Origin of the sequence: Enterobacter wuhouensis (assembly GCF_035835995.1) — a bacterium.
In the GTDB taxonomy this organism is placed as follows: Bacteria; Pseudomonadota; Gammaproteobacteria; order Enterobacterales; family Enterobacteriaceae; genus Enterobacter; species Enterobacter wuhouensis.
Genome location: NZ_CP142124.1, coordinates 529,048 through 554,688, shown reverse-complemented (window position 1 = coordinate 554,688; position 25,641 = coordinate 529,048). Strand labels below are relative to the sequence as shown.

The window sequence follows — 25,641 nt, the reverse complement described above, 5'->3', positions numbered from 1 at the left end:
TCCAGCAGTTAATAAAAATACGACCTGAAAGACAGGTTAATCATTACCCTACACTGGATATTATTATGGTCAAACCAACTGAACGTAGAGTTGGTTATGGCGTGGCGCTTGGCTACGGCATAACCGATCTGTTTGGCGGAGGCGCTTTCGCCATTATCGGCACCTGGCTGCTCTTTTTTTACACCACCTATTGCGGGCTTTCCGTTGTCGAAGCGGGGTCTATTTTTGCCATTGCCCGCGTGATTGATGCGTTATTAAGCCCGATAATGGGCTATATCACCGACAATTTCGGGGATACCTGGCTTGGGCGGAAATTTGGCCGTCGGCGCTTCTTTTTATTACTCAGCTCCCCGCTCATGTTCCTTTACGCCCTGCTGTGGATGACGGATATGGGGTACTGGTATTACCTGGGCACCTATCTCTCTATCGAACTGCTATCGGCAATGGTGTTAGTTCCGTGGGAAACCCTGGCGGCGGAAATGACCAACCGCTACGAAGAGCGTAGCCGCCTCTCCGGGGTACGCATGATTTGCTCGCAGCTGGGCGGTTTTCTTGCCGTTTCCGTTCCCGGCGTCATTATGCAGTTCACCGGAAAAGATAATCCGTTTACCTACACCCTGACGGGCCTGATATTTTCCTGCGTCTTTTGTATTGCGGTATTTATTACCTGGTACACCACGTGGGAAGCGAAAGACGTTCATCAGGAATCTGACTTTAAGGTCGATAATCATCGCAGCAGCGGGATAGGAAATCACCTTAAATATCTGGTACTGGATCTGTTTTCATCCTTCCGCATTCGGGCGTTTCGCCTGCATATTTTGATTTATATCTTCTCCTTTACCGCGATGGATGTATTCGGCTCCGTCTTTACCTATTACGTGGTGTATTGCCTGAGCCAGGACGCGGCTGCCGTATCCGGCTGGCTGAGCATCGCGGCGTTCGCATCGGTGCCGGGTACGTACGGATTTATGCTGCTGTTGAACCGGCTCAACATGACGCCATCGGCGGCCCTGCGCCTCGCCTACGGCTGTATCTTCCTGGTGCTGGCGTTCCTGTTTACGGTCTACCTCACCAAAACACAGGTGCCGACGCTGCTGTTCTCGGCGGTCTTTATTCTGCTCGGCGCGGCGCGTTCCGGCCTGTACTACATCCCGTGGAATATCTACAGCTTTATCCCGGATATCGATGAGATGGTCACGCAGCAGCGCCGTGAAGGGATTTTTGCGGGCGTAATGGTGCTGACCCGCAAAAGCACCGTCGCGATTGCCATCATGATTATCGGCCTGGTGCTGCAGGAATCCGGCTTCGTGAAGGGCAGCGGCGCACAGCCCGAAAGCGCGCTGGGCGCCATCATCGGGCTGATGATTTTTGCAACGGCGGCGCTGCTGGCGGTGAGTTTCTTCGCGACGTATAAGTTCAGGCTGACGCGAGAAACGCACAAGGTGCTGCTCAAAGAGATTGCCCGCCGCAAGCTGGGCGGCGACTATCGAGACTGCGACGATGATACGCGCGTGGTCATCAAGCAGCTGACGGGCTATGAATACGACCAGGTGTGGGGCGGGGACGCTACGCGCCGGGCGGTCGGCAAGGTCGATCTCTCCACGGTAAAATAACCTTCAACGCCGGGCGGTATCATGCCGCCCGGCCTGCCTTTACTGCCAAAAATGTGACCTCTGGCAGATTTACACGTCTTTACGCTATACTACCGCTGAAATAATCGGCTCAACGCTACGAGCCGACGTTCAATGTGTATCCACACAAATGGTATCAACTCCCCTTCTGAGGATCTGGCGATAAGCCGGATAAACTATGTTAAACAGTATTTTAGTAATACTTTGCCTTATTGCCGTCAGCGCATTTTTCTCTATATCGGAGATTTCGCTGGCCGCGTCCCGTAAAATCAAACTGAAGCTGCTTGCCGATGAAGGCAACATCAACGCATCACGCATCCTGAAGATGCAGGAAAACCCCGGCATGTTCTTCACCGTGGTGCAGATTGGCCTGAACGCGGTCGCCATTCTCGGCGGTATCGTGGGCGATGCAGCATTTTCTCCGGCGTTCTATAGCCTCTTTGTGAAGTACATGTCCGTAGAGCTTGCCGAACAGCTGAGCTTTATCCTCTCCTTCACCCTGGTGACTGGCCTGTTCATTCTCTTCGCAGACCTGACCCCGAAACGCATCGGTATGATTGCGCCAGAAGCCGTGGCTTTGCGTATCATCAACCCGATGCGCTTCTGCCTGTATGTGTTCCGCCCGCTGGTCTGGTTCTTCAACGGCCTGGCGAATATGATTTTCCGCATATTCAAGCTGCCGATGGTGCGCAAGGATGACATCACGTCCGACGATATTTATGCGGTGGTGGAAGCCGGCGCGCTTGCCGGGGTGCTGCGTAAGCAGGAGCACGAGCTGATTGAGAACGTCTTTGAACTGGAATCCCGTACCGTTCCGTCATCCATGACCGGCCGTGAAAACGTGATTTGGTTCGATCTGCACGAAGACGAGCAGAGCCTGAAGAACAAGGTTGCCGAGCATCCGCACTCTAAGTTCCTGGTCTGTAATGAAGATATCGACCACATCATCGGCTACGTCGACTCGAAAGACCTGCTGAACCGCGTGCTGGCAAACCAGAGCCTGGCGCTGAACAGCGGCGTGCAGATCCGCAACACGCTGATCGTGCCGGACACCCTGACGCTCTCAGAAGCGCTGGAAAGCTTCAAAACCGCCGGTGAAGACTTCGCCGTCATCATGAACGAATACGCGCTGGTGGTGGGCATCATCACCCTGAACGACGTGATGACCACGCTGATGGGCGACCTCGTCGGCCAGGGCATGGAAGAGCAGATTGTTCAGCGTGACGAGAACTCGTGGCTGATCGACGGCGGTACGCCGATTGAAGACGTGATGCGCGTGCTGGACATCGACGAATTCCCGCAGTCCGGCAACTACGAAACTATCGGCGGCTTTATGATGTTTATGCTGCGTAAAATCCCGAAGCGCACCGACTCGGTGAAGTTCTCAGGATTCAAGTTTGAGGTGGTGGATATCGATAACTACCGCATCGACCAGCTGCTGGTGACGCGTATCGATAGCAAACCGACCGTGCTGGTGCCGAGGCTGCCGGACGCGGAAGAGAAGGTGTCGGCGTAAAGGCCCAGATACATCAACGGCTCCCATTGGGAGCCGTCTTTTTAACTACTGCATAGCACGTTGGTTAAGCCATCTCAGTCTGCAGACGCATAACCTGACGGTTGACTTCGGACATCACAGACAGGTGCTGTTTGTCCTTCACTTTTGGGATAAGGATTTTGCCCTTATCGAACTCAAAAGCGCCAACATCCTTGATATACAACCGTCCACGGAATAGGATCTTCACGTACTTCGCCACCTGAAGCGGGTTGTAGCGTTGGAAAATTTTCATTCTTGTATCTCCTGCGAATCATACGCTCTTGCGGTGCCACAATCGGCCCGACTGTCCTGAGCGCAAATTTTGATGCCCCATGACTATAGACCAGAACTACGTTGTTACCCAGTGTGCATAAGTTTATTTACCGTTTGATTACAATTATTCAGAATAATCTTTGCAAACCGTGACTCAGGGCAGTATAAGCCGTCGTTTTTTCATGGATATGTGCGTCCCCCCACAAACTGGCATTGCGCTTGCGGGAAAACCCCATTGATCGCACTTATGATTAAAAGCGTATGACCAAGTGGTCGGATCACCTGCTAACAATAAGGAAACACCATGACCCTACGTAACATCCTTGCAGCAGCCTGTCTGCTGCTGCCCCTGTGGGCTTGCGCTCATAATATTGAAAAAGGACAACGCGTACCGCCAGTCGGCATTGCTGACCGGGGAGAATTGATTCTCGACAATGATAAGTTTAGCTACAAACCCTGGAATAGCGCGCAGCTCGCTGGGAAAGTGAGAGTTGTACAACATATTGCGGGCCGTACATCTGCAAAAGAGAAGAACGCAACCCTGGTAGAAGCGATCAAGACCGGAAAATTCCCGCATGACCGCTACCAGACCACCACGATTGTTAACACCGACGATGCGATCCCCGGCTCCGGCATGTTCGTTCGCTCAAGCCTGGAGAGCAATAAAAAGCTCTATCCGTGGTCGCAGTTCATCGTCGACAGCAACGGCGTGACGCGCAAAGCCTGGCAGCTGGAAGAAGAGAGTTCGGCAATCGTCGTGCTGGATAAAGAGGGCCGCGTGCAGTGGGCGAAAGACGGCGCATTGACCCAGGATGAGGTGCAGCAGGTGGTTGCCCTGCTGCACAAGCTGCTGGATCAGTAAAGCGAGACGCGGAAGCCGGGGTTAAGGAATGACTCGCGCGGGGTATAGTCCAGCGGCTTGCCCTGCCAGTCATGCACATGTGCGCCTGCGGCGGCGGCCACCGCATGGCCTGCCGCAGTATCCCAGACGTTAGTCGGCCCGAAGCGCGGGTAAAGCTGCGCCTGCCCTTCCGCCACCAGGCAGAACTTGAGGGATGAGCCTATCGACGTCGTCTGGTGCTCGCCCAGCTGTTGCAAATACTCCTCCAGCTCGCTGTCGCTGTGGGAACGGCTGATGACCACCAGCGGTGGACGCGCATCGCGGACCTGAATCTGCTTGCGCACGCCGCACTCTTCCTTCCAGGCTTTACCTTCGGCCGCGCTATACATCACCTTCATCACCGGGGCGTAAACCACGCCGAGGATCGCTTTCCCCTTTTCAATCAGGGCGACATTGACGGTGAACTCGCCGTTGCGCTTGATGAACTCTTTGGTGCCGTCCAGCGGGTCAACCAGCCAGTAGCGCTGCCAGTGCTGGCGCTCGTCCCAGCCCTGCGGTGCCTCTTCAGAGAGAACCGGGATGTCCGGCGTTAGCGCCTGCAGCCCTTTCAGGATCACACCGTGCGCTGCGATATCGGCCGCCGTGACCGGAGAGTCGTCGGCTTTACTGACGACGTCCATCGGCTTTGTGCCGTCGTACACTTCCATAATGGCATCACCCGCATCTCGTGCGAGCTGACAAATCTTATCTAACATTCTCCACCTCTTCGTTAACGCAGTGGGCATAACTCGTTGTTTTATTTATATCGTAATGTGAACAATTCCGCTATCTGTGAAGCAATTCCGGTTTCATTGCCCTTTTTTCTGGCAGGATTCACACTTCTGTAAGCAACAAACTATAGATACATATTCTTTTGTGGCTTGGATCGAAAAAAGGACTCCTCAGATGATTAAGTTTAGCGCAACGCTCCTGGCGACGCTGATTGCGGCAAGCGTTCAGGCGGCGACGGTGGATCTTCGTATTCTGGAAACCACCGACCTGCACAGCAACATGATGGACTTCGATTACTACAAAGATACACCTACCGAAAAATTCGGACTGGTACGTACGGCAAGTTTGATTAACGCCGCACGCGGCGAAGTGAAAAATAGCGTGCTGGTCGATAATGGCGATTTGATTCAGGGCAGCCCGCTAGGCGACTACATGGCGGCGAAGGGGCTGAAAAAAGGCGAGATCCACCCGGTGTATAAGGCGATGAATACCCTGGATTATACCGTCGGTAACCTGGGCAACCACGAGTTTAACTACGGCCTGACCTACCTCCATGACGCGCTCGCGGGCGCAAAATTCCCGTACGTTAACGCCAATATCATCGACGTTAAGACCAAAAAGCCGCTGTTTACCCCTTACCTGATTAAAGAGACCGAGGTTGTCGACAGCGACGGTAACAAGCAAACGCTGAAGATTGGCTATATCGGTTTTGTGCCGCCGCAGATCATGACGTGGGATAAAACCAACCTTGACGGGAAAGTGACCGTCAACGACATCACCGAAACCGCGCGCAAATACGTGCCGGAGATGCGTGAGAAAGGGGCCGATCTGGTGGTCGTCGTCGCCCACTCGGGCCTGTCTGCCGATCCGTATCAGGTGATGGCCGAGAACTCGGTCTACTACCTGAGCGAAGTGCCGGGCGTAGACGCGATCCTGTTCGGCCACGCCCACGCGGTCTTCCCGGGCAAAGATTTCGCCAGCATTAAAGGTGCAGACATCGAGAAAGGGACGCTCAACGGCGTGCCGTCGGTGATGCCGGGCATGTGGGGCGACCATCTTGGCGTGGTGGATCTGGTGCTGAATAACGACGGCGGCAGCTGGAAGGTTACCCGGTCGAAGGCGGAAGCGCGTCCGATCTACGACGCTGCGTCCAAAAAATCGCTGGTCGGTGAAGATAAAAAGCTGGTCGACGTGCTGAAGCATGACCACGACGCCACGCGCGCCTTTGTCAGCAAGCCTATCGGCAAGTCAGCCGACAACATGTACAGCTTCCTGGCGCTGGTGCAGGATGACCCCACCGTCCAGGTGGTCAACATGGCGCAGAAAGCCTACGCCGAACACTTTATTCAGGGCGATCCGGACCTGGCAAAACTGCCGGTACTGTCTGCCGCTGCGCCGTTCAAGGTGGGCGGGCGCAAGAACGATCCGGCAAGCTACGTTGAGGTCGAAAAAGGCCAATTGACCTTCCGTAACGCCGCCGATCTCTATCTTTATCCGAATACGCTGGTCGTCGTCAAAGCGACGGGGAAAGAGGTGAAGGAGTGGCTGGAGTGCTCCGCCGGGCAGTTTAACCAGATCGACCCGAACAGCAGCAAACCGCAGTCGCTGATTAACTGGGACGGGTTCCGCACCTATAATTTCGACGTGATCGACGGCGTGAACTATCAGATTGACGTCACCCAGCCTGCAAAATATGACGGCGAGTGCCAGGCGATTAATCCGCAGGCGGAGCGCATTAAAAACCTGACCTTCAACGGCAAGGCGATCGACCCGAACGCCACCTTCCTGGTGGTGACCAATAACTACCGCGCCTACGGCGGCAAGTTTGCCGGAACGGGCGATAGCCACATTGCTTTTGCCTCGCCGGACGAGAACCGCTCGGTGCTGGCGGCGTGGATCAGTGCGGAATCGAAAAAGGCAGGCGAAATTCACCCGGCGGTGGACAACAACTGGCGTCTGGCACCAATCCACAGCGAGACGAAGCTGGATATCCGCTTTGAAACTTCACCGTCCGATAAGGCCGCCGCGTTCATTAAGGACAAGGCGCAGTACCCGATGAAACAGGTCGCAACGGATGATATTGGGTTCGCGATTTATCAGGTGGATTTGAGCAGGTAAAAGCAAAACGGCAACGCACGTTGCCGTTTTTGGTGTTTGTACCCTCTCCCTGTGGGAGAGGGTCAGGGTGAGGGCATCAGGCCGTACATACCCGGCTTTTACGCCGCACGATCGTCCCGGTTCGCCATCACCTTCGGCGTGTTCACCTCAATCCAGTCCGCCAGCGCGGCGACCTTCTCGCTCACCTCAACGCCCAGCGGCGTCAGGCTATACTCTACGTGCGGCGGCACAACCGGATACGACACGCGATCGATAAACCCATCCTGCTCCAGCGCCTGTAAAGACTGAGCGAGCATTTTTTCACTCACGCCGCCCATCTTGCGCCGCAGGTCGCTGAAGCGATGCGTGCCCTGCTGTAACGCCACCAGAATCAGCACGCCCCAGCGGCTGGTCACGTGCTTTAGCACGTCTCTCGAAGGACACTGTTCCGCGAACAGATTGCCGTCGCGCATTTGCTCGCTGAGGGTCGGCGTCGTCGTTTTCATACTTACCTTTTTGTACGTACTTACTAAAAGTTAGTGATGGTGATAGTGTGCCACAACACCAGACAAACACGAAGGAGATTCATCATGATCGCGATTACCGGCGCTACCGGCCAGCTAGGCCAACACGTTATTGAAGAACTGCTGAAAACCGTTCCGGCAAACCAGATTGTCGCCATTGTGCGTAACCCGGCAAAAGCTGAAGCCTTGAGCCAGCAGGGTATTGTGGTTCGCCAGGCGGATTACACCGACCAGGCCGCGTTCACTTCCGCGCTGAACGGCGTGGATAAACTGCTGCTGATCTCCTCCAGCGAAGTGGGCCAGCGCGCCGCGCAGCACCAGAACGTCATTAACGCCGCCAAAGCGGCAGGCGTGAAGTTTATCGCCTACACCAGCCTGCTGCATGCGGACAAATCCCCGCTCGGTCTGCACGTTGAACACGTCCAAACCGAGAAAGCGCTGGCAGAATCCGGCGTGCCTTACGCCCTGCTGCGCAACGGTTGGTATACCGAAAACTATCTGGCGAGCGCGCCGCCTGCGCTGGAGCACGGCGTGTTTATCGGGGCCGCTGGCGAAGGCAAAATTGCCTCAGCGACCCGTGCGGATTACGCGGCGGCGGCGGCCAAAGTGGTTTCTGAAGAAGGCCATGCGGGCAAGGTGTATGAACTGGCGGGCGACAGCGCCTGGACGCTGAGCGAGCTGGCAGCGGAGCTGAGCAAGCAGAGCGGTAAGCCGGTCGCGTATCAGAACCTGAGCGAGGCCGATTTTGCCGCCGCGCTGAAGGGTGTTGGCCTGCCTGCCGGACTGGCGGATATGCTGGCGGATTCCGACACCGGCGCATCCAAAGGCGGTCTGTTTGACGACAGCCGCACGCTGAGCAAGCTGATCGGTCGCCCAACGACGGCGCTAGCGGAGAGCGTCAAAGCCATCCTGTAATTGTTACGGATTGGTTATTTTTTGTGGCATCCCCTCGGGTCATCTCTGATAATAAAGCGATGACCCACGAGGAGGCTCACCGTGCAAGGCGTACCGGAACAGTTCATTGATGAGAGAGACAGCGCGCGCTTTCGCCATCTGGCGCAGCTGCCGGGCCTGGAACTCTATCACGCACATATCTCTGACTACGCCTTTGAGCCTCACACGCACGAAGCCTTCGGCATTGGCACCATTGAAACCGGCGCAGAACGCTTCCGCTATCGCGGTACTCAGCATCTCGCCCCCGAGAAATCCGTTGTCACCATGAACCCGGACGAGATCCACACCGGGGAATCCGCCACTGAAGACGGCTGGCGCTACCGGATGGTCTATATCGAACCCGACTTGCTCGAAGAGGTCACCGGCCTGCGGCACTGGTGGTTTAGCGACGTCACCCGCTACGACCCGCAGCGCTCGCTGCAAATCGGCCAGCTGATTTACGGCCTGTGGCATACGAACGACCCGCTGGCACAAAAAGGCATGCTGCTGGATCTGATTGAGACGTTCCGACCGTTAGCCCATCACGCACCGGTGATTCAGGAAGGCGCACACCGGTTCGAACGTGTTCGCGAGTATCTGCACGATAACTATATGCACCCTCTGACGCTGGACGAGCTGGCAAACGTTGTCTCGCTCAGCCCGTACCATTTCCAGCGCCAGTTCAAGGCCCATTTTCACATCACGCCGCATCAAATGCTGATGGCGATCCGCCTGTGGCGCGCCAAAGCGTTCCTTACCCACGGCATGCCTGCCGCCGAAGTGGCTGCCGCAACCGGGCTGACCGACCAGTCGCATCTGACCCGCGCCTTTACCCGCCGCTACGGCATTACGCCAGTGCGTTATCAAAAGCAGGTCGCGCAGCGCTAATGCGCAATCTCATACAATACGCACGTATTTCGCCCTCCTACACTGAGTGCAAAGTAAATCAATGTGGATGGAAAAATGATTAGCGGAGTGTTGTATGCCCTGCTTGCAGGTTTGATGTGGGGGTTGATTTTTGTCGGCCCGCTGATAGTGCCGGAATACCCGGCGATACTGCAGTCCACGGGACGTTATCTGGCGCTGGGGCTGATTGCCCTCCCTCTGGCCTGGCTGGGGCGGGCACGCTTGCGCCAGCTTAGCCGCCAGGACTGGCTGACCGCGCTGGCGCTGACCATGATGGGCAATCTCATCTATTACGTTTGCCTGGCTAGCGCGATACAGCGCACCGGCGCGCCGGTGTCGACCATGATCATCGGCACGCTACCGGTCGTTATTCCTGTGTTCGCGAATCTGCTCTACAGCCACCGCGACGGCAAGCTGGCCTGGTCAAAGATGGCCCCTGCACTGGTATGCATCGCCGTAGGGCTGGTCTGTGTGAACGTTGCCGAGCTGAGTCACGGGCTGGATGACGTTGACCTGTGGCGTTACGGTTCCGGCATCATGCTGGCCTTTATTTCCGTGGTGTGTTGGGCGTGGTATGCCCTGCGCAACGCGCGCTGGCTGCGGGAGAACCCGGACAAGCACCCGATGATGTGGGCGACAGCGCAGGCGCTGGTGACGTTGCCCGTCTCGCTCGTGGGGTATGTCGGCGCGTGTATCTGGTTAGGCCATCAACAGCCGGAATTTGCCCAGCCCTTCGGTCCAAGACCGTGGCTGTTTGTAGGCCTGATGGTGGCGATTGCGGTGCTGTGCTCGTGGGTTGGCGCGCTGTGCTGGAATATTGCCAGCCAGAAATTGCCGACGGTGATTTTAGGGCCGCTCATTGTCTTCGAAACCCTGGCCGGATTGCTGTACACCTTCCTGATGCGCCAGAGCGTACCGCCGCTGCTAACGGCCTGTGGGATATTATTGCTGGTCGTGGGGGTGGTGATTGCGGTAAGAGCGAAGCCGGAAAAACCGAGGGTCGTTCCGGCGTCCGAGATGTGAGCATTGCCCAGCGGCGCGGCGCATGCAGGGCCTACAAAACCGTAGGCCCGGTAAGGCGTAGCCGCCACCGGGCAAGCCCTTAAAACGTTTCCCAGTTCGCTTCAGACGCGGTCGCTACCGGCTGCGCTTTTGGCACATAGCTCTTCACCGGCGCGGCTTTCACTGCCTGATTGCGGGTTATTTTAAACACCGCCACCGCTTCGTTCAGGCGTGCAGCCTGATCTTCCAGCGCCGCCGCGGCCGCCGCAGACTCCTCCACCAGCGAGGCGTTCTGCTGGGTGACGCGGTCCATCTCCGCCACCGCCTGACCGACCTGATCGATACCGCGGCTCTGCTCGTCAGAGGCCGAGGCAATTTCACCCATGATGTCGGTGACGCGCGTGACCGCATTGACGATCTCGGCCATCGTCGCGCCCGCTTCGTTCACCAGCTGAGAACCCGCATTCACGCGCTCGCCGGAATCATCAATCAGCGCCTTAATCTCTTTCGCCGCCTGGGCGCTGCGCTGGGCAAGGGTACGGACTTCGCCCGCGACGACCGCAAAGCCGCGGCCCTGTTCGCCCGCGCGCGCCGCTTCCACCGCCGCGTTCAGCGCCAGAATGTTGGTCTGGAAGGCAATGCCGTCGATCACGTTGGTAATTTGCGCAATTTTGCTGGAGCTGGTGGCGATTTCGTCCATCGTACGCACCACGCCTTCCACCACGTTGCCGCCCTTCTTCGCGGTTGAGGAGGCATCCAGCGCCAGCCGGGAAGCCTGACGCGCGTTATCGGCGTTCTGCTTCACGGTGGCGGTCAGCTGTTCCATGCTGGCAGCGGTCTCTTCCAGAGACGCGGCCTGCTGCTCGGTACGGGAAGAGAGATCGTTACTGCCCGCAGAGATTTCGCCCGCGCCGGTGTAAATGGTATCTGCGCCTTCACGCACCACGCCCACCGTGTTCGCCAGCGACGTTTGCATTTCCTGAACGTTGCGGGCCAGGATCGCCATTTCGTTTTTACCCTGTGCCTGAATCGGCTGGGTCAAATCCCCTGCAGCGATGGCGCGGATATGGTTGATGACCTCCTCCAGAGGCAGCAGCAGCACGCGACGCATCGCAATCCAGCTGGAGATAATCACCGCAATGACGAGAATCATGACGGCAGAAAGGATCCACAGGATGCGCTTATAGTCGCTTTCGTTATCCTGAATGCCTTTATCCGTGAGCGCGGCCTGCGCCTCGCGCCACTCGCGGTAGACCTTTTGCATCGCCGTCTGCTTCTGCTCGGCGTTCTGTTTAAACATATCTTCCAGATTGCCCTGGCCCAGCAGCACGTTCATTTGAGTCAGCGTGGCAGAATATATGCGGTACTGCTCCTCCAGCCGATCGGCCAGTTTTTCATCCAGACCCGTGGTTTCCGGCAGCGCGTAGTATTTATCGTAATGCGCCTGGGCATCGGCCAGCAGGTTTTTCGCGGTGTTCACCAGCTCGTTCAGCTGACCGCCGTTAATCTGCGACGCCATGCTGCTTTGCAGGCGCAGCATGCCGCGGTTCAGCGTCACGCGCGCCTGGTTCAGGCTGATCCAGGCGTCGGTAAATTCCGCCACGTTCTGGCTGGAGAGCTGAGAAACGGTGAAGTTATCTTTATCGTTATTCAGCGCATTAATGAAAATGCCGGCAGAGATCAGCTGCATGATGCCGAGCACGAGCAGCACCGAGATCAGAAGGGTTATAACTTTTATACGTTTAAACATGCGTTGCCTTTTTTATATGCAGGTATTGTCTGACGTGTATCTATCGGCAGGCACGGCGCGTTGTTTACTGTTTCTACACCTTTAAAAACTTTCGAAAGCCATTTTCTAAATCCATTCAGTGAGTTAAACGAGACATTTTTTTGTGATCGGCATCGCATTTTAACCTTGCCACTAAAGGGTTATAGCATCGCCTTAAAGATGCATTTAAAATGCATCTTATATTATTGATGATGAGGTAACTGCTATGGCCTTCCGCGACCAACCCCTGGGCGAGCTGGCGCTCTCCATCCCTCGCGCTTCTGCGCTGTTCCGTAAATACGATATGGATTACTGCTGCGGCGGTAAGCAAACGCTGGCGCGTGCGGCCTCGCGCAAAGAGCTGGATGTCGAGGTAATTGAAGCAGAGCTGGCGCAGCTGGCCGAGCAGCCCATCGACAAGGACTGGCGCACCGCACCGCTTGCGGAGATCATCGACCATATCATCGTGCGTTACCACGACCGCCACCGCGAGCAGCTGCCGGAGCTGATCCTGCAGGCAACCAAAGTGGAGCGCGTTCACGCCGACAAACCTTCCGTACCGCGCGGCCTGGCGAAGTATCTGTCCATGCTGCACGAAGAGCTTTCCAGCCACATGATGAAAGAAGAGCAGATCCTCTTCCCGATGATCAAGCAGGGCATGGGCAGCCAGGCGATGGGCCCGATCAGCGTAATGGAAAGCGAACATGATGACGCCGGCGAACTGCTGGACGTGATCAAGCACACCACCAACAACGTCACGCCGCCGCCAGAAGCGTGCACCACCTGGAAAGCGATGTACAACGGCATTAACGAGATGATCGACGACCTGATGGAACACATCAGTCTTGAGAATAACGTGCTGTTCCCGCGGGCATTGGCCGGGGAATAAAAAAAAGCCCGGTGGCGCTAGCGCTTACCGGGCCTACATACCTTTCGAACCTACTACCGCATGCCCGCCATACGTTTCTTACCGATGAACATCCAGCCAAGCCCCAGCGCGATAAACCACAGCGGCGTGACGATCAGCGCCTGACGGGTATCCTCTTCCAGCGTCAGCAGCACCAGTACGAAGACGAAGAACGCCATACACACCCAGCACATCAGCTTGCCCAGCGGCATCTTGTAGATCGATTTTTCATGCAGATGTGGACGCTGTTTGCGGTACACCAGGTACGAGCACAGGATGATGGTCCAGACGAACATGAACAGGATCGCTGACACCGTGGTGATCATGGTGAACGCACCGATCACGCTTGGGTTCACGTAGAGCATCACCACGCCGCCCAGCAGGCAGATGCAGGAGAAAGTCAGCCCTTTCGCCGGTACCGCGCGCTTAGAGAGCTTGGCGAACGCGCTCGGGGCCACGCCTTCCTGCGCCAGACCAAACAGCATACGGCTGGTTGAGAACACGCCGCTGTTCGCCGAGGAGGCCGCAGAGGTCAGCACCACGAAGTTGATCAGGCTCGCGGCGGCAGGCAGGCCCACCAGCACGAACAGCTCAACGAACGGGCTCTTGGTTGGTACGACAGAGCTCCACGGGGTTACCGACATAATAATGATCAGCGCAAACACGTAGAACATGATGATACGCACCGGAATGGAGTTGATTGCGCGAGGCAGGGATTTCTCCGGATCTTTGGTTTCCGCCGCGGTGGTGCCCACCAGCTCAATACCCACAAACGCAAACACCGCAATCTGGAAGCCCGCAAAGAAGCCGCTGATGCCTTTCGGGAACCAGCCGCCGTCATTCCACAGATGGGTAAACGACGCCTGAACGCCGGTTGGCGACTGGAAGTGCGTCAGCACCATCACCAGACCGACGACAATCAGCCCCACAATCGCCACGATTTTGATCATCGCGAACCAGAACTCCATCTCACCGAACATCTTAACGGTGGCGAGGTTCAGGCTCAGCAGCAGGATAATGACCGCCAGCGAAGCCACCCAGTCCGACAGGCCGGGGAACCAAAACTGTGCATACGCGGTTATAGCGACAACGTCCGCCATACCGGTCACGACCCAGCAGAACCAGTAGGTCCAGCCGGTGAAATAGCCCGCCCAAGGGCCGAGCAGATCGGAAGCAAAGTCGCTGAAGGATTTGTATTCGAGGTTCGAGAGCAGCAATTCACCCATTGCGCGCATCACGAAGAAGAGCATAAAACCGATGATCATATAAACGAAGATGATCGACGGCCCGGCAAGGCTGATGGTTTTGCCCGACCCCATAAACAGCCCGGTACCGATGGCACCCCCGATAGCGATAAGCTGTATATGACGGTTTGTGAGATTTCGCCGCAGCGACTGTTCAGACGACGCCTCTTCCGCGGCGGCGACTTTGACCTGATCTACCATGTGATATTTTCCTGTTTATGCCTGTCTGTGTTGTTAAGGCTCTTCTGGCCTTTAGATACGTCAAAAAATGACGGTACCCCTGTAAGGGCTAATCGATATTAGGTAAGAATCGGCGGGATGAATACTATGATTTAGATATTATGTTAATAATATGTTGAAAGTGAGTGTCATATCACTCATACAGCGCGAAACAGCTCACAAAAATACACGCAACAGTTTCGTTTGCAAGATAAAATGTTGATTCCGTCGTAACTATGGGTTTTATCACTATTTTCCTCTCCCCGGGCGGAGAGAGGAAATAAAAGTCGATTACAGGATTTCCAGCAGCTCGACTTCAAACACCAGGGTGCTGAACGGCGGGATGGACGCGCCAGCGCCGCGTTCGCCGTACGCCAGGTTCTGAGGAATGGTCAGTTCCCACTTGGAACCGACCGGCATCAGGGTCAGCGCTTCGATCCAGCCCGCTATAACGCCGTTAACCGGGAATTCAGCCGGTTCGCCGCGCGCAACGGAGCTGTCGAACACGGTGCCGTCGATCAGCTTACCGGTGTAGTGCACGCGAACGTGGTCGGTACGCGCCGGGATAGCGCCGTCGCCCTGGTTGATCACGCGGAACTGCAGGCCGGATTCGGTGCTGTTCACGCCTTCGCGCTCGCGGTTCTCTTCCAGATATTTCACGCCTTCTGCTGCCATCTCTTCGAAGCGCGCGCGACGCACGGCGTCAGCACGTTCGTGGATTTCGCGCAGCGCACGGTGCACAACGTCTACCGGTACGGCCGGATGATTGCCTTCCAGCGCGTCAGCGATACCCGCCACCAGCGCTTCCGGTAACAGACCTTCCAGGCCGGATTCGCTCAGCTGCTGTCCTACCTGCAAGCCGATGCCGTAGCTTGCCTGCGCTTCGATAGTGTCAAAAGTCGGGGTGGTCATGGGTTTTCCTTCCATCACATTTAAAGTAGCGGGCAGCATATCAGCCATGCCCCTATGGGTAAAACTTTGTCTTAAGTTAAGGTGACAAACCGCGGCGAAACGGAAACAATAGAGAGAACCAGGATTAATCCCGAACTGATGTCACGGATGTCGGGTTTGCTACGCCGTTCAGGCAGTTAGCGAACTATACTTCGAGCACAGGATATAAAAGACGCGGAGCAGGAGGAGAGCCATGCCCGGGCGATTTGAACTGAAACCTACCCTGGCGAAAATCTGGCATGCGCCGGATAACTTTCGCCTCATGGACCCGCTGCCTCCTCTGCATCGCAGGGGGATTATCATTGGCGCACTGCTGGTGATCGTGGGCTTCCTGCTGCCCTCCGGCGGCGATGACGTCGACAACGCTCCCGTAACCCGTAATGCACAGCTGGATATCCAGTCGCAAACGCGGCCTCAGCCGGACGCGCAGCCCATGCAGACGCAGCTGGTGACGCCATCTAACGATCCGGGCCAGGTCGCCCCGGTTGAACCCGAACCCGTTCAGGAAGATCAGTCCCAGGAGCAGGCTCAGGAGCAGCCTCAACAGCCGACCGGCATCGAGCAGCAGTGGCGCTCATATCGCGTGGAGCCCGGCAAAACGCTGGCGCAACTGTTTCGCGATCATAACCTTCCTGCGACAGACGTCTACGCCATGGCGCAGGTTGAAGGCGCAGGCAAACCGCTGAGCAACCTGCAGAATGGTCAGATGGTGCAGATCCGTCAGAACGCCAGCGGCGTGGTGACCGGGCTGACGATCGATACCGGAAATGGCCAGCAGGTGCTGTTTACCCGTCAGACCGACGGCAGTTTTATTCGCGCACGCTAGTTCTGTAGGCCGGGTAAGGCGTATCCGCCACCCGGCACACTGTTCTCAGGCACTCCGCTTATTCACCCACCAGATCCCCGAACAGACCAATACCAGCGCAATTGCATATTTGATATCCAGAATGTTTTCCCCGAGGAAAATGGCGGACAGGACCGTGCCCGCCACCGGTACAACGAAGTTAAACGGCGCAATCATACTGACGCGGTTTACTTTCAGAAGCACGCTCCACAGCGCAAACGCCACGGATGAAAGCAGCGTCAGATACCCCAGCACGGCCACGGCCTTCACGCTGTGGACTTCCAGCGTTCCGCCTGTCGCATAGCCGCCAACGACCAAAACCAGACCACCGATCGCCAGCTGCCAGCCGGTCATGACCGTGGGGTCAACGGTCTGCGAGATACGTTTTCCATACAGCGTCGCGGCAGAGAGAATAAAAGCCGCCAGCACCACGAATCCGTCACCGTTCCAGACAAAGTGGAATTCGCTCAACCCGCTGTGGAAGTTCACCAGCATGACCCCGGCAAAGCCGAGAATACAGCCCAGCGTTTTGTTATAGCTCAGCTTGTCGTTGTGGTAGATAAAGTGCGCCAGCAGCACGCTGAAGAAGGTTCCGGTGGCGTTCATGATCGACCCGTTGACGCCGGTTGTATACGCCAGCCCGATATAAAAGAAGGTGTACTGGATCGACGTTTGCGTCAGCCCCAGGATCGTCAGCTGGCCAAACTGCGTCGGCGTCAGCCTGGCGATGGGCTTGCGCTGCGCTAAGGCAAACAGCAGCAGTAAAGCACCGGCAAACAGGAAACGGTATCCGGCAAACACAACCTTCGACGGAATATCATCGGTCGCTATCTGGAAGAGTTCATAACCGCTTTTAATGGCCGGGTAGGAGCTACCCCAAAGCAGACAGCAGAGCGTGGCGCAGGCATAGGCCACATTACGACGGGCAAAAACGGGCGTGGGTAGAGGGGTATCCATAGCAAATCTCATAAATAAAATTGCGTTTCAATTATTATCAGAGAATGCGTCAGGAATAGCTACCATACAAGATCAAAAGAGCCTGTCGGGTCGCTTAAAAAGCAAAACGCCGGCACAAGGCCGGCGCTTCGACGTGAGCAGAGTAAAAAATTACTCAGCTACTACGTTAACAACCAGTTTAGCGAACACTTCGCTGTGAACCTGGAAGTCAACTTCGTGCTCACCAGTGGTACGCAGAACGCCGTTCGGCATGCGAACTTCGCTCTTAGCCACTTTAACGCCTGCTGCAGTTACTGCATCAGCGATATCGCGGGTACCGATGGAACCGAACAGTTTACCTTCGTCGCCTGATTTAGACGCGATGGTAACGGTGCCCAGTGCGTTGATTGCTTCAGCGCGAGCGTTAGCAGCCGCCAGAACGTCAGCCAGTTTGGCTTCCAGTTCAGCGCGACGTGCTTCGAAAAACTCAACGTTTTTCTTGGTAGCTGGAACAGCTTTACCCTGTGGTACCAGGAAGTTACGTGCGTAACCCGCTTTAACGTTAACCTGATCACCCAGGCTGCCCAGGTTTGCTACTTTATCAAGCAGAATAACTTGCATTACCTTATCCTCTTAAAGTCGTATTAATGGACCGTGCCCGATTACTGATGACGATCAGTGTACGGCAGCAGGGACAGGTAGCGAGCGCGTTTGATAGCGCGAGCCAGCTGACGCTGGTATTTTGCACGAGTACCGGTGATACGGCTTGGGACAATCTTACCGCTTTCGGTGATGTAGTTTTTCAGCGTTGCGATATCTTTATAGTCGATCTCTTGAACGCCTTCCGCGGTGAAACGGCAGAACTTGCGACGACGGAAATAACGTGCCATATGGCTAGTCTCCAGAATCTATCAAATCAATCTGCTCGGCATGCAGAACCATTTTGCTCAGGCCGTTCTTTGCCTTATGGCAAGAAATGAACCCCTGAACGATTACTGCGCTACCGACCGTTATACTGTGAGTAATGGCCTGGTTTTCGTGTCCGCTAATAATAACGGGCATTTGGCACCACGCCTGCCGGTGAAACCCGGCTTCCTCTTGCACAGAACGATGCTCAAGCACGAACTGGCAATGCGGAATTCCTGATGGACTGACCTTTCGAAGGGGGGTCCTGCACACTGTGCCTGACAACACCAGACGGTTGGTCATCAGAAATTACTCTTCAGAATCCCCAGCATCAGAATCATCTGCGGTTTCGTTTGCGAAATCATCGCGACGCTCACGGCGCTCGTCTTTCGCTTTAACCATCGGAGATGCTTCGGTAACTGCGTTTTTGGTACGCATAACCATGCTGCGGATAACGGCATCGTTGAAGCGGAAGGTAGTTTCCAGCTCATCGATCACTTCCTGCGGCGCTTCAACGTTCATCAGAACGTAGTGTGCTTTGTGCAGTTTGTTGATCGGGTAAGCCAGCTGACGGCGGCCCCAGTCTTCCAGACGGTGGATCGTACCTTCTGCACCAGTGATGGCAGCAGAGTAACGCTCGATCATACCCGGAACCTGTTCGCTCTGGTCAGGATGGACCATAAAAACGATTTCGTAATGACGCATCGAATTGCTCCTTACGGATTATTCAGCCTCCTGTCTGGGTCAGCCGAGGCCCGGGGAGGCAAGGAACGTGTTAAAGGTCGGCTGAAAAATTGACGCGTCATAATACTTGCGCCCCCCAGGAAACTCAAGCTGATTGCACAAATAATTCGCACAAAGCGCGAAGCGGGTCTAAGTGGGTGATTTAAAATTAATCACATCTTGAAGCGCTGTTTTTTTGAACAAGTGCATCAGAAATGGTCATTCATCCCCATACGATAAGCGATTAAACTTTAATCAGAGCACAACCAAAGGCAAAAGGAGAATCATTACCCCTTACACAGAACGCAGTCGTGGAGCGCATATCATGAAAAGAATCGCATTTGCCGTAATGGCAGCGCTATTGCTCAGCGCAAACGCAATGGCCGCCATCAAGATAGATGGCCGACAGGCCAGAAACATGGATGATGTGCAAAGCTTAGGCGTAATCTACATTAATCATAATTTCGCCACCGAAAGTGAAGCAGATCAGGCACTGAATGAAGAAACCGACGCGCAGGGCGCAAAGTATTACCACGTGATGTTAACCCGTGAGCCCGGCAGCAACGGCAATATGCACGCCAGTGCAGATATTTACCGATAACGCTTTAACGCTAGCACCAGGAAAGCCAACAAAGAGAACATAGCCATACTTTGACTTGCCCCCTGCCCGGGGGCTTTTTTTGTGAATGGCTCCGGAATACCACCGGTTACAACTGTTTCGGTATCCCAGAGCACTTATTTACTTCTGCCCGTAGTAGGCATTGGGACCATGCTTGCGCATGAAATGCTTGTTCATCAGGTAGTCATCAATACCCGAAAGCTGCGGATTAATGCCGCGAGCAATCCACGCCATTTTTGCCACCTCTTCCATCACCACCGCATTATGCACGGCATCGTGCGCATCTTTCCCCCAGGCGAATGGACCATGCTGATACACCACAATCCCCGGCGTATGCAGCGGCTCACTTGCACCCAACGTGTCGATGATCACCTTCCCGGTATTGAGTTCGTACTCCCCTTCTACCTCGACCTGCGTTAATGCCCGCGTGCAGGGGATGTCGCCAAAGAAGTAGTCCGCATGGGTTGTCCCAAGCGCCGGAATGGGCAACCCCGCCTGCGCCCAGGCCGTGGCGTGCGTCGAGTGCGTATGCACCACGCCACCAAGCGATGGGTAACGTCGATACAGCGCCAGGTGGGTTGCGGTATCTGATGAAGGCCGCCATTTGCCGTCAACGACATGCCCTTCGAGATCCACCACCACCATATCTTCAGCTTTCATGGTGTCATACGCCACACCGCTCGGCTTGATCACGACCAGCCCCTGCTCGCGATCGATAGCGCTCACGTTGCCCCAGGTGAACGTCACCAGGCCATAGCGCGGCAGATCCATGTTGGCCTCAAAGACCTGCTGTTTAAGCTTAAGCATGTTCAGCCTCCAGCAACCCCGCCCGCGTCATGCTTTCGCGCACCCAATCACGCGCTTTTGCCACTTCCGCAGCCGGATCGGCTGACGTTTCGCTCCACATCTCAATCAGGTAAGGCCCGCAATACCCCGTCTGTTTGAGCGTTTCGAAGCACCGTTCGAAATCCACCACCCCGGCGCCGAACGGAACATTTTTGAATACGCCTGGACGAGTATCTTTGACGTGCACCGCCACGATATGCCCAATCCCCGCCTGCAGCTCCATCTGTACATCGTTATCCCATGCCGACAGGTTGCCGATATCGGGATAAAGCTGGAACCACGGGTTATTGAGATAGTGCGCGTAGCCCAGCGCCTTGCTGATGGAGTTCATCAGCGGGTAGTCCATGATCTCCATCGCCAGCGTCACCTGCGCGCGGCTTGCCATCTCAACGCTCTCTTTCAGGCCGTCACGGAAACGACGGCGCGTTTCATCGTTGGCTTCCTGATAGTAAACGTCATACCCGGCAAGCTGGATCACGCGGATACCGACATCCTGCGCAAAGCGAATGGCTTTACGCATGATTTCCAGCCCCTGCGCACGCACGGCATCATCTTCGCTGCCGAGCGGAAAACGACGGTGAGCGCTCAGGCACATGGACGGCACGCGCACGCCCGTTTCGGCAACGGCGCTCACCAGCGCCAGACGCTGCTCGCGGCTCCAGTCGAGGCGAGAGAGGCGCTCGTCCGTTTCATCCACGGACATTTCGACAAAATCGAAGCCCAGCTGTTTTGCCAGCTGTAGCCGCTCCAGCCAGCACTCCCCCGCAGGGAGTGCCTTTTCATAGATGCCAAGCGGGACCTGTTTAGACAACATACCCGCTCCTTAGCCCCAAAGCTGAGCGATTGAGCGTTTGAACTGACGCGCGGCTTCCACCGGAGACGCGGCATCGCGAATGCTGCGACCGGCAATAAAGACGTGAATTGGAATGCCCTGGAACAGCGGCAGATCTTCCAGCGCCAGGCCGCCGGTGACGGTGACTTTAAAGCCCATATCCGCCAGACGTTTGATAGCGCTGATATCCGCTTCACCCCACGCCACGCCAGCGGCCTGCGCATCACGGCTGCGGTGATACACCACCTGCTGAATGCCCGCATCGCGCCACTCCTGCGCCTGCTCCCAGGTCCAGAAGCCGGTCAGTTCAATCTGCACGTCGCCGTTAAACTCTTTTGCCACGTCCAGCGCGCCTTTGGCGGTGTTGATATCCGCACAGCAGATCACGGTGACCCAGTCAGCGTTCGCTTCAAAGCACATGCGGGAAAGGATTTTGCCTGCGTCGGCGATCTTCGCATCTGCCAGCACGATTTTATGCGGATAGAGCGCCTTCAGGTCGCGAACGGCGCGAACGCCCTCGCCTACGCACAAAATGGTGCCTACTTCGATAATGTCGACTTCTTCCGCAATCAGGCGGGTGGTTTCGTAAGCGTGGGACAGCGTCTGGTTATCCAGCGCAACCTGCAACATTGGTAATGACATGTTCAATTCCTCTTAGACTGCCGCCGCAGTGGCGTGATCGATTAAATCCAGCACGTCCTGCTCGGTACGGCAGGCGCGTAAACGGTCGAAATTGGCCTCATCATCAAACAGATTGACGATCTGCATGATGCCCACCTCCTGATGCGTGTTGGCATCCACGGCGGCCATGGTGATCAGGATATCGACCGGGTCGTTATCTTCGTGGTTAAAAACCAGCGGCGTTTTCAGCGTCACCAGCGCGAAGCCGGTTTTTTTGACGCCCTCTTCCGGGCGGCCATGCGGCATTGCCAGGCCTGGCGCAATGACAAAGTAAGGGCCGTGCTGCGCGACGCCATCGAGGATGGCCTGGTAATAACGCGGCTCGACAACGTCAGCCTTAACAAGCAGATCCACGCTCAGCTTTACCGCTTCCTGCCAGGTGCTGGCCTCGGCCTGTAAAAGGATGGAATTATTCTCCGCCAGCGAATCACGTAGTTTCATGTTTCGTCCTTACTTCACGTCTTGTGGGAAGTGCTCTTTGATCACTTCCAGCAGTTTTGGTCCGAAATCCGCAGGCGACAGCATGTTGCGCACGCCCACCACATATTTATTGCCCGTCACGGTGATTTCACCGGCGATATGGGTAGAGGCGATGATGATGTCCGCGCCGCTCAGTTCACTTTTGTATTCGCCCACTGCGCAACTGTTCACCGTGTGGTCGATGTTTGACTGGGTTAAAAATTGATCCACTTTCATCTTCATGATCATGGAGCTGCCTTGCCCATTGCCACACACAGCCAGGATACGTACGGTCATAATCGAAACTCCTTAATGAGCAGAAACTTCTGCTGTTTGTTTTTCTGCATCTTCTTCGGCGCGCAGAGAACGGCCTGCGAAGAACATATAAGCCAGTGCAATCAGGATAATGACGGCCATAAAGATCAGCCCGACGGAGGCAAAGCCCTGCATCATCGGCGGTGCCAGAATTGACCAGTCCGCCATGCCCATCCAGGCGCTCATGCCGGTAAGCTTGACCGCCCACACGCAACCGAAGATTTCAACCATGCCCATCACCAGGCAGATCTTGAGCGCCGCGCGCCAGCCGCCGAAGTGGTTAGCAAAGACGCCGATGGTGGCGTTGGAGAAGAACATCGGGATAAAGCCTGGAATAATCAGGATTGAGGAGCCGCAGCCCACGAGAATGCCTACCGCAATCAGCTGGCCGATGGTGCCCCACATAAAGCCCCAGACCACGGCGTTTGGCGCAAAGCTATAGATAGCCGCACAGTCAATCGCCAGCACCGCACCGGGGATCAGGCGCTGGGAAATACCGTTGAAGGCTTCCGACAGTTCGGCGACGAACATGCGCACGCCCTGGGTGATGATGAAAATGGCCACCGCGAAGGAGAAGCCGGTCTGCAGGATATAGACCGTCCAGTGGGTCTTGCCCGCCATCGCCTGCACCACGTCAATGCCGAAGGAGAGCAGAATGGCGCCAAAGAAGATGGTCATCACAATCGCGGTGGAGACGATGTTGTCGTGGAAGATATTCAGCCAGCCCGGCAGCTTAAGATCTTCAACGCTCTCTTCTTTTTTGCCCAGGAACGGCGCGACTTTATAGGCAATCCAGGAGGCAAACTGCTGCTGGTGTCCGATGGAAAAGCCGCAGCCGTCGGTCACTTCCTGCGTTGGCTTGTACATCATGTTGGAGGTGATGCCCCAGTAGAGCGAAACCAGCACCGCGGTGCAGATAATCGTGGTCCACATTGGGTAGCCAAAGATGTAGAGAGAAACCGCAATCAGCCCCGCCTGCTGGAACATGATATGGCCCGTCAGCATGATGGTGCGAATGCCGGTAATGCGGCGCAGCAGCACGTAGATAATGTTCAGCGCCAGCGCCAGCAGTACGGCGTATCCCACCCAGCTATAGGCATCTCCCATTCGGTCGATGGTGGCCATCATTGATGCGTAGGTATCTGAGATGGCGCCGTTGATGCCATACACTTCCGACATTTTGGCGACAACCGGCTTAAAGGTGCTGGTCAGAATGCCTGAACCCGCCTGCAGCAGCATGAAGCCGATAATGGTTTTGATGGTGCCTTTGATAATAACGCTGACGCTTTTGCGCAGAAGGATGTAGCCCAGGCACGTCACGATACCCAGCAGCAGCGGGGCGTTAGTCATTACCTGATTAAAGAACACGGTAAAGACGTTGTAGAGGATCTCCATAACTCTCTCCAGAAATTGAGAACACGAAGGGATAATCCCTGCGCGGTGTGTGCCATCACTCTAGTAATCACAAATAATCACCACAAGATTGCATTTGATTATTTGTGACGTATCACGCAAATTATTTCCACGAAGTTAATAATGAATTTCACTACCGATTCAGACAAATGAATTATTGCTTATAATTCATAATGTTGATACTTAATAATGGTTATATTAACAACATAAAAACGGATTTTCCGTGATAGCGCGTAGATAAAATTCCGCAATTTACCCGTTGCAAAGCAATTCAAAGAGTGCCAGAGTTAATCATAACAAATCACTATATGATTACTTTTGATTAAAACCAGGAGTCGAACGATGAGTAAAGTAAACACCATCACCCGTGAATCATGGATTCTGAGCACCTTCCCGGAATGGGGCAGCTGGCTGAACGAAGAGATTGAGCAGGAACAGGTTGCTCCTGGCACGTTTGCAATGTGGTGGCTGGGCTGCACCGGTATCTGGCTGAAATCAGAAGGCGGTGCGAATATTTGTGTCGATTTTTGGTGCGGTACTGGCAAACAGAGCCACGGCAACCCGCTGATGAAAAAAGGCCACCAGATGCAGCGTATGGCAGGTGTGGAAAAGCTCCAGCCAAACCTGCGTACCACGCCGTTTGTCCTCGATCCTTTTGCCATTCGTCAGATCGACGCCGTGCTCTCTACCCACGATCACAACGATCATATTGATGTGAACGTCGCTGCCGCGGTCATGCAAAACTGCGCTGACGACGTTCCGTTCATTGGGCCGCAAACCTGCGTGGATTTGTGGATCGGCTGGGGTGTGCCAAAAGAGCGTTGCATCGTGATGAAACCGGGCGACGTGGTGAAAATCAAAGACGTGGAAATTCACGCCCTGGATGCCTTTGACCGTACTGCACTGATTACTCTGCCAGCCGATCAGAAAGCGGCAGGCGTATTGCCAGATGGTATGGACGAGCGTGCGGTGAACTACCTGTTCAAGACGCCTGGCGGCTCCCTGTATCACAGCGGCGACTCCCACTACTCTAACTACTACGCGAAACACGGTAACGAACATCAGATCGACGTGGCGCTCGGCTCCTACGGTGAAAACCCGCGCGGCATCACCGACAAAATGACCAGCGCCGATATGCTGCGCATGGCGGAAGCGCTGAATACCAAAGTGGTGATCCCGTTCCACCACGATATTTGGTCAAACTTCCAGGCCGATCCGCAGGAAATCCGCGTCCTGTGGGAAATGAAAAAAGACCGTCTCAAGTATGGCTTTAAGCCGTTCATCTGGCAGGTGGGCGGCAAGTTCACCTGGCCACTGGACAAAGACAATCTCGAGTACCACTACCCTCGCGGTTTCGATGACTGCTTCACCATTGAGCCTGACCTGCCGTTCAAGTCCTTCCTCTGATTGTGAAGCCAAATCGCCAGACCGTTGTGTCTGGCGATTTCACATTTCTTTTAGTAATT

At 55.5% G+C, this 25,641-nt stretch carries 28 protein-coding genes; 11 read left to right on the top strand and 17 right to left on the bottom strand.

The features are described from left to right. Nucleotides 1-65: 65 nt before the first annotated feature. A complete protein-coding gene (locus tag VPX56_RS02715; protein ID WP_326469708.1) occupies nucleotides 66-1,613 on the top strand; it encodes an MFS transporter in 1,548 nt (515 codons plus the stop codon). Between the two features lie 196 nt (nucleotides 1,614-1,809). Continuing rightward, a complete protein-coding gene (locus VPX56_RS02710) occupies nucleotides 1,810-3,147 on the top strand; it encodes a polyamine export protein PaeA (protein WP_263611420.1) in 1,338 nt (445 codons plus the stop codon). Between the two features lie 64 nt (nucleotides 3,148-3,211). Here the strand turns inward: VPX56_RS02710 and VPX56_RS02705 are convergent, their stop codons facing one another. Beyond that, nucleotides 3,212-3,418: a DUF1107 domain-containing protein gene (locus VPX56_RS02705; protein ID WP_003856054.1), complete on the bottom strand. Its 207-nt coding sequence runs from the start codon at nucleotides 3,416-3,418 to the stop codon at nucleotides 3,212-3,214. 324 nt (nucleotides 3,419-3,742) lie between these two features. On the opposite strand from VPX56_RS02705, the gene VPX56_RS02700 reads away from it, so the two are divergent. Beyond that, the gene (locus VPX56_RS02700) at nucleotides 3,743-4,300 is read left to right on the top strand and encodes a YtfJ family protein (protein WP_131634169.1); all 558 of its coding nucleotides are present in this window, start codon (nucleotides 3,743-3,745) and stop codon (nucleotides 4,298-4,300) included. On the opposite strand, the gene cysQ is transcribed toward VPX56_RS02700, so the two are convergent. Next, on the bottom strand, nucleotides 4,294-5,034 hold the full coding sequence (gene cysQ, locus VPX56_RS02695) for a 3'(2'),5'-bisphosphate nucleotidase CysQ (RefSeq protein WP_326469704.1): 741 nt from the start codon (nucleotides 5,032-5,034) through the stop codon (nucleotides 4,294-4,296). The genes VPX56_RS02700 and cysQ overlap by 7 nt on opposite strands. 190 nt (nucleotides 5,035-5,224) lie before the next feature. Here cysQ and VPX56_RS02690 point away from each other — a divergent pair, with 190 nt between their 5' ends. Next, the gene (locus VPX56_RS02690; RefSeq protein ID WP_326469702.1) at nucleotides 5,225-7,168 is read left to right on the top strand and encodes a bifunctional 2',3'-cyclic-nucleotide 2'-phosphodiesterase/3'-nucleotidase; all 1,944 of its coding nucleotides are present in this window, start codon (nucleotides 5,225-5,227) and stop codon (nucleotides 7,166-7,168) included. Nucleotides 7,169-7,266: 98 nt separating this feature from the next. Here VPX56_RS02690 and VPX56_RS02685 read toward each other — a convergent pair whose 3' ends face one another. After that, nucleotides 7,267-7,653, bottom strand: coding sequence for a winged helix-turn-helix transcriptional regulator (locus VPX56_RS02685; RefSeq protein ID WP_263611422.1), 387 nt, complete (start codon nucleotides 7,651-7,653; stop codon nucleotides 7,267-7,269). Nucleotides 7,654-7,737: 84 nt separating this feature from the next. Between VPX56_RS02685 and VPX56_RS02680 the strand changes: the two genes are divergently transcribed. From VPX56_RS02680 to VPX56_RS02670, 3 genes are all read left to right on the top strand, one after another. After that, nucleotides 7,738-8,586 carry an SDR family oxidoreductase gene (locus VPX56_RS02680; RefSeq protein WP_326469700.1) on the top strand — a complete coding sequence of 283 codons (849 nt, stop codon included), beginning with the start codon at nucleotides 7,738-7,740 and terminating at the stop codon, nucleotides 8,584-8,586. 81 nt (nucleotides 8,587-8,667) lie between these two features. Next, nucleotides 8,668-9,492 carry an AraC family transcriptional regulator gene (locus tag VPX56_RS02675; protein ID WP_238459658.1) on the top strand — a complete coding sequence of 275 codons (825 nt, stop codon included), beginning with the start codon at nucleotides 8,668-8,670 and terminating at the stop codon, nucleotides 9,490-9,492. Between the two features lie 75 nt (nucleotides 9,493-9,567). Further along, nucleotides 9,568-10,533: a DMT family transporter gene (locus VPX56_RS02670; protein ID WP_326469697.1), complete on the top strand. Its 966-nt coding sequence runs from the start codon at nucleotides 9,568-9,570 to the stop codon at nucleotides 10,531-10,533. A 79-nt stretch (nucleotides 10,534-10,612) separates the two neighbouring features. Here the strand turns inward: VPX56_RS02670 and VPX56_RS02665 are convergent, their stop codons facing one another. Beyond that, nucleotides 10,613-12,262 carry a methyl-accepting chemotaxis protein gene (locus VPX56_RS02665; protein WP_326469695.1) on the bottom strand — a complete coding sequence of 550 codons (1,650 nt, stop codon included), beginning with the start codon at nucleotides 12,260-12,262 and terminating at the stop codon, nucleotides 10,613-10,615. 244 nt (nucleotides 12,263-12,506) lie between these two features. Between VPX56_RS02665 and ytfE the strand changes: the two genes are divergently transcribed. After that, entirely contained in the window at nucleotides 12,507-13,169 is a 663-nt protein-coding gene (gene ytfE, locus VPX56_RS02660; RefSeq protein WP_326469693.1) for an iron-sulfur cluster repair protein YtfE, read from the top strand. 53 nt (nucleotides 13,170-13,222) lie between these two features. On the opposite strand, the gene cycA is transcribed toward ytfE, so the two are convergent. After that, nucleotides 13,223-14,632: a D-serine/D-alanine/glycine transporter gene (gene cycA, locus VPX56_RS02655; protein ID WP_326469691.1), complete on the bottom strand. Its 1,410-nt coding sequence runs from the start codon at nucleotides 14,630-14,632 to the stop codon at nucleotides 13,223-13,225. A 309-nt stretch (nucleotides 14,633-14,941) separates the two neighbouring features. Next, nucleotides 14,942-15,562 (bottom strand): BamJ family beta-barrel-assembly machinery protein, encoded by a 621-nt coding sequence (gene fklB / locus VPX56_RS02650; RefSeq protein WP_172411118.1) that lies wholly within the window; start codon nucleotides 15,560-15,562, stop codon nucleotides 14,942-14,944. Nucleotides 15,563-15,794: 232 nt separating this feature from the next. Here fklB and VPX56_RS02645 point away from each other — a divergent pair, with 232 nt between their 5' ends. Beyond that, nucleotides 15,795-16,427, top strand: coding sequence for an OapA family protein (locus VPX56_RS02645; protein WP_326469689.1), 633 nt, complete (start codon nucleotides 15,795-15,797; stop codon nucleotides 16,425-16,427). 45 nt (nucleotides 16,428-16,472) lie between these two features. Here VPX56_RS02645 and VPX56_RS02640 read toward each other — a convergent pair whose 3' ends face one another. The 5 genes from VPX56_RS02640 to rpsF all read right to left on the bottom strand — a co-directional run bounded on the left by VPX56_RS02640 (nucleotide 16,473) and on the right by rpsF (nucleotide 18,992). Beyond that, nucleotides 16,473-17,402: a DMT family transporter gene (locus VPX56_RS02640; RefSeq protein WP_131634179.1), complete on the bottom strand. Its 930-nt coding sequence runs from the start codon at nucleotides 17,400-17,402 to the stop codon at nucleotides 16,473-16,475. Between the two features lie 150 nt (nucleotides 17,403-17,552). Further along, a complete protein-coding gene (gene rplI, locus VPX56_RS02635; protein ID WP_131634180.1) occupies nucleotides 17,553-18,002 on the bottom strand; it encodes a 50S ribosomal protein L9 in 450 nt (149 codons plus the stop codon). 41 nt (nucleotides 18,003-18,043) lie between these two features. After that, complete coding sequence (gene rpsR, locus VPX56_RS02630) at nucleotides 18,044-18,271, bottom strand: 30S ribosomal protein S18 (RefSeq protein ID WP_000135199.1); 228 nt, start codon at nucleotides 18,269-18,271, stop codon at nucleotides 18,044-18,046. Nucleotides 18,272-18,275: 4 nt separating this feature from the next. Further along, nucleotides 18,276-18,590, bottom strand: coding sequence for a primosomal replication protein N (gene priB, locus VPX56_RS02625; protein ID WP_014068638.1), 315 nt, complete (start codon nucleotides 18,588-18,590; stop codon nucleotides 18,276-18,278). A 6-nt stretch (nucleotides 18,591-18,596) separates the two neighbouring features. Beyond that, nucleotides 18,597-18,992: a 30S ribosomal protein S6 gene (gene rpsF, locus VPX56_RS02620; protein ID WP_014068637.1), complete on the bottom strand. Its 396-nt coding sequence runs from the start codon at nucleotides 18,990-18,992 to the stop codon at nucleotides 18,597-18,599. A 343-nt stretch (nucleotides 18,993-19,335) separates the two neighbouring features. Between rpsF and yjfY the strand changes: the two genes are divergently transcribed. After that, the gene (gene yjfY / locus VPX56_RS02615; protein ID WP_326469684.1) at nucleotides 19,336-19,611 is read left to right on the top strand and encodes a DUF1471 family protein YjfY; all 276 of its coding nucleotides are present in this window, start codon (nucleotides 19,336-19,338) and stop codon (nucleotides 19,609-19,611) included. A gap of 138 nt (nucleotides 19,612-19,749) precedes the next feature. Here the strand turns inward: yjfY and VPX56_RS02610 are convergent, their stop codons facing one another. From VPX56_RS02610 to ulaA, 6 genes are read right to left on the bottom strand one after another with little or no spacing between them, the layout of a single operon-like run. After that, nucleotides 19,750-20,436, bottom strand: a complete 687-nt coding sequence (locus VPX56_RS02610; protein WP_326469682.1) for an L-ribulose-5-phosphate 4-epimerase — start codon at nucleotides 20,434-20,436, stop codon at nucleotides 19,750-19,752. Further along, complete coding sequence (locus VPX56_RS02605; RefSeq protein WP_326469680.1) at nucleotides 20,429-21,289, bottom strand: L-ribulose-5-phosphate 3-epimerase; 861 nt, start codon at nucleotides 21,287-21,289, stop codon at nucleotides 20,429-20,431. Before VPX56_RS02605 ends, VPX56_RS02610 begins: the two co-directional genes overlap by 8 nt. A 9-nt stretch (nucleotides 21,290-21,298) precedes the next feature. After that, on the bottom strand, nucleotides 21,299-21,949 hold the full coding sequence (gene ulaD, locus VPX56_RS02600; protein ID WP_023334265.1) for a 3-keto-L-gulonate-6-phosphate decarboxylase UlaD: 651 nt from the start codon (nucleotides 21,947-21,949) through the stop codon (nucleotides 21,299-21,301). A 12-nt stretch (nucleotides 21,950-21,961) separates the two neighbouring features. After that, entirely contained in the window at nucleotides 21,962-22,429 is a 468-nt protein-coding gene (ulaC, locus tag VPX56_RS02595; protein ID WP_032643822.1) for a PTS ascorbate transporter subunit IIA, read from the bottom strand. 9 nt (nucleotides 22,430-22,438) lie between these two features. Next, nucleotides 22,439-22,744, bottom strand: coding sequence for a PTS ascorbate transporter subunit IIB (ulaB, locus tag VPX56_RS02590; protein WP_000218362.1), 306 nt, complete (start codon nucleotides 22,742-22,744; stop codon nucleotides 22,439-22,441). Nucleotides 22,745-22,756: 12 nt separating this feature from the next. Further along, nucleotides 22,757-24,157, bottom strand: a complete 1,401-nt coding sequence (ulaA, locus tag VPX56_RS02585; RefSeq protein WP_131634184.1) for a PTS ascorbate transporter subunit IIC — start codon at nucleotides 24,155-24,157, stop codon at nucleotides 22,757-22,759. A gap of 360 nt (nucleotides 24,158-24,517) precedes the next feature. On the opposite strand from ulaA, the gene ulaG reads away from it, so the two are divergent. Next, nucleotides 24,518-25,582: an L-ascorbate 6-phosphate lactonase gene (gene ulaG, locus VPX56_RS02580; RefSeq protein WP_131634185.1), complete on the top strand. Its 1,065-nt coding sequence runs from the start codon at nucleotides 24,518-24,520 to the stop codon at nucleotides 25,580-25,582. The last annotated feature ends 59 nt before the right edge of the window (nucleotides 25,583-25,641 follow it).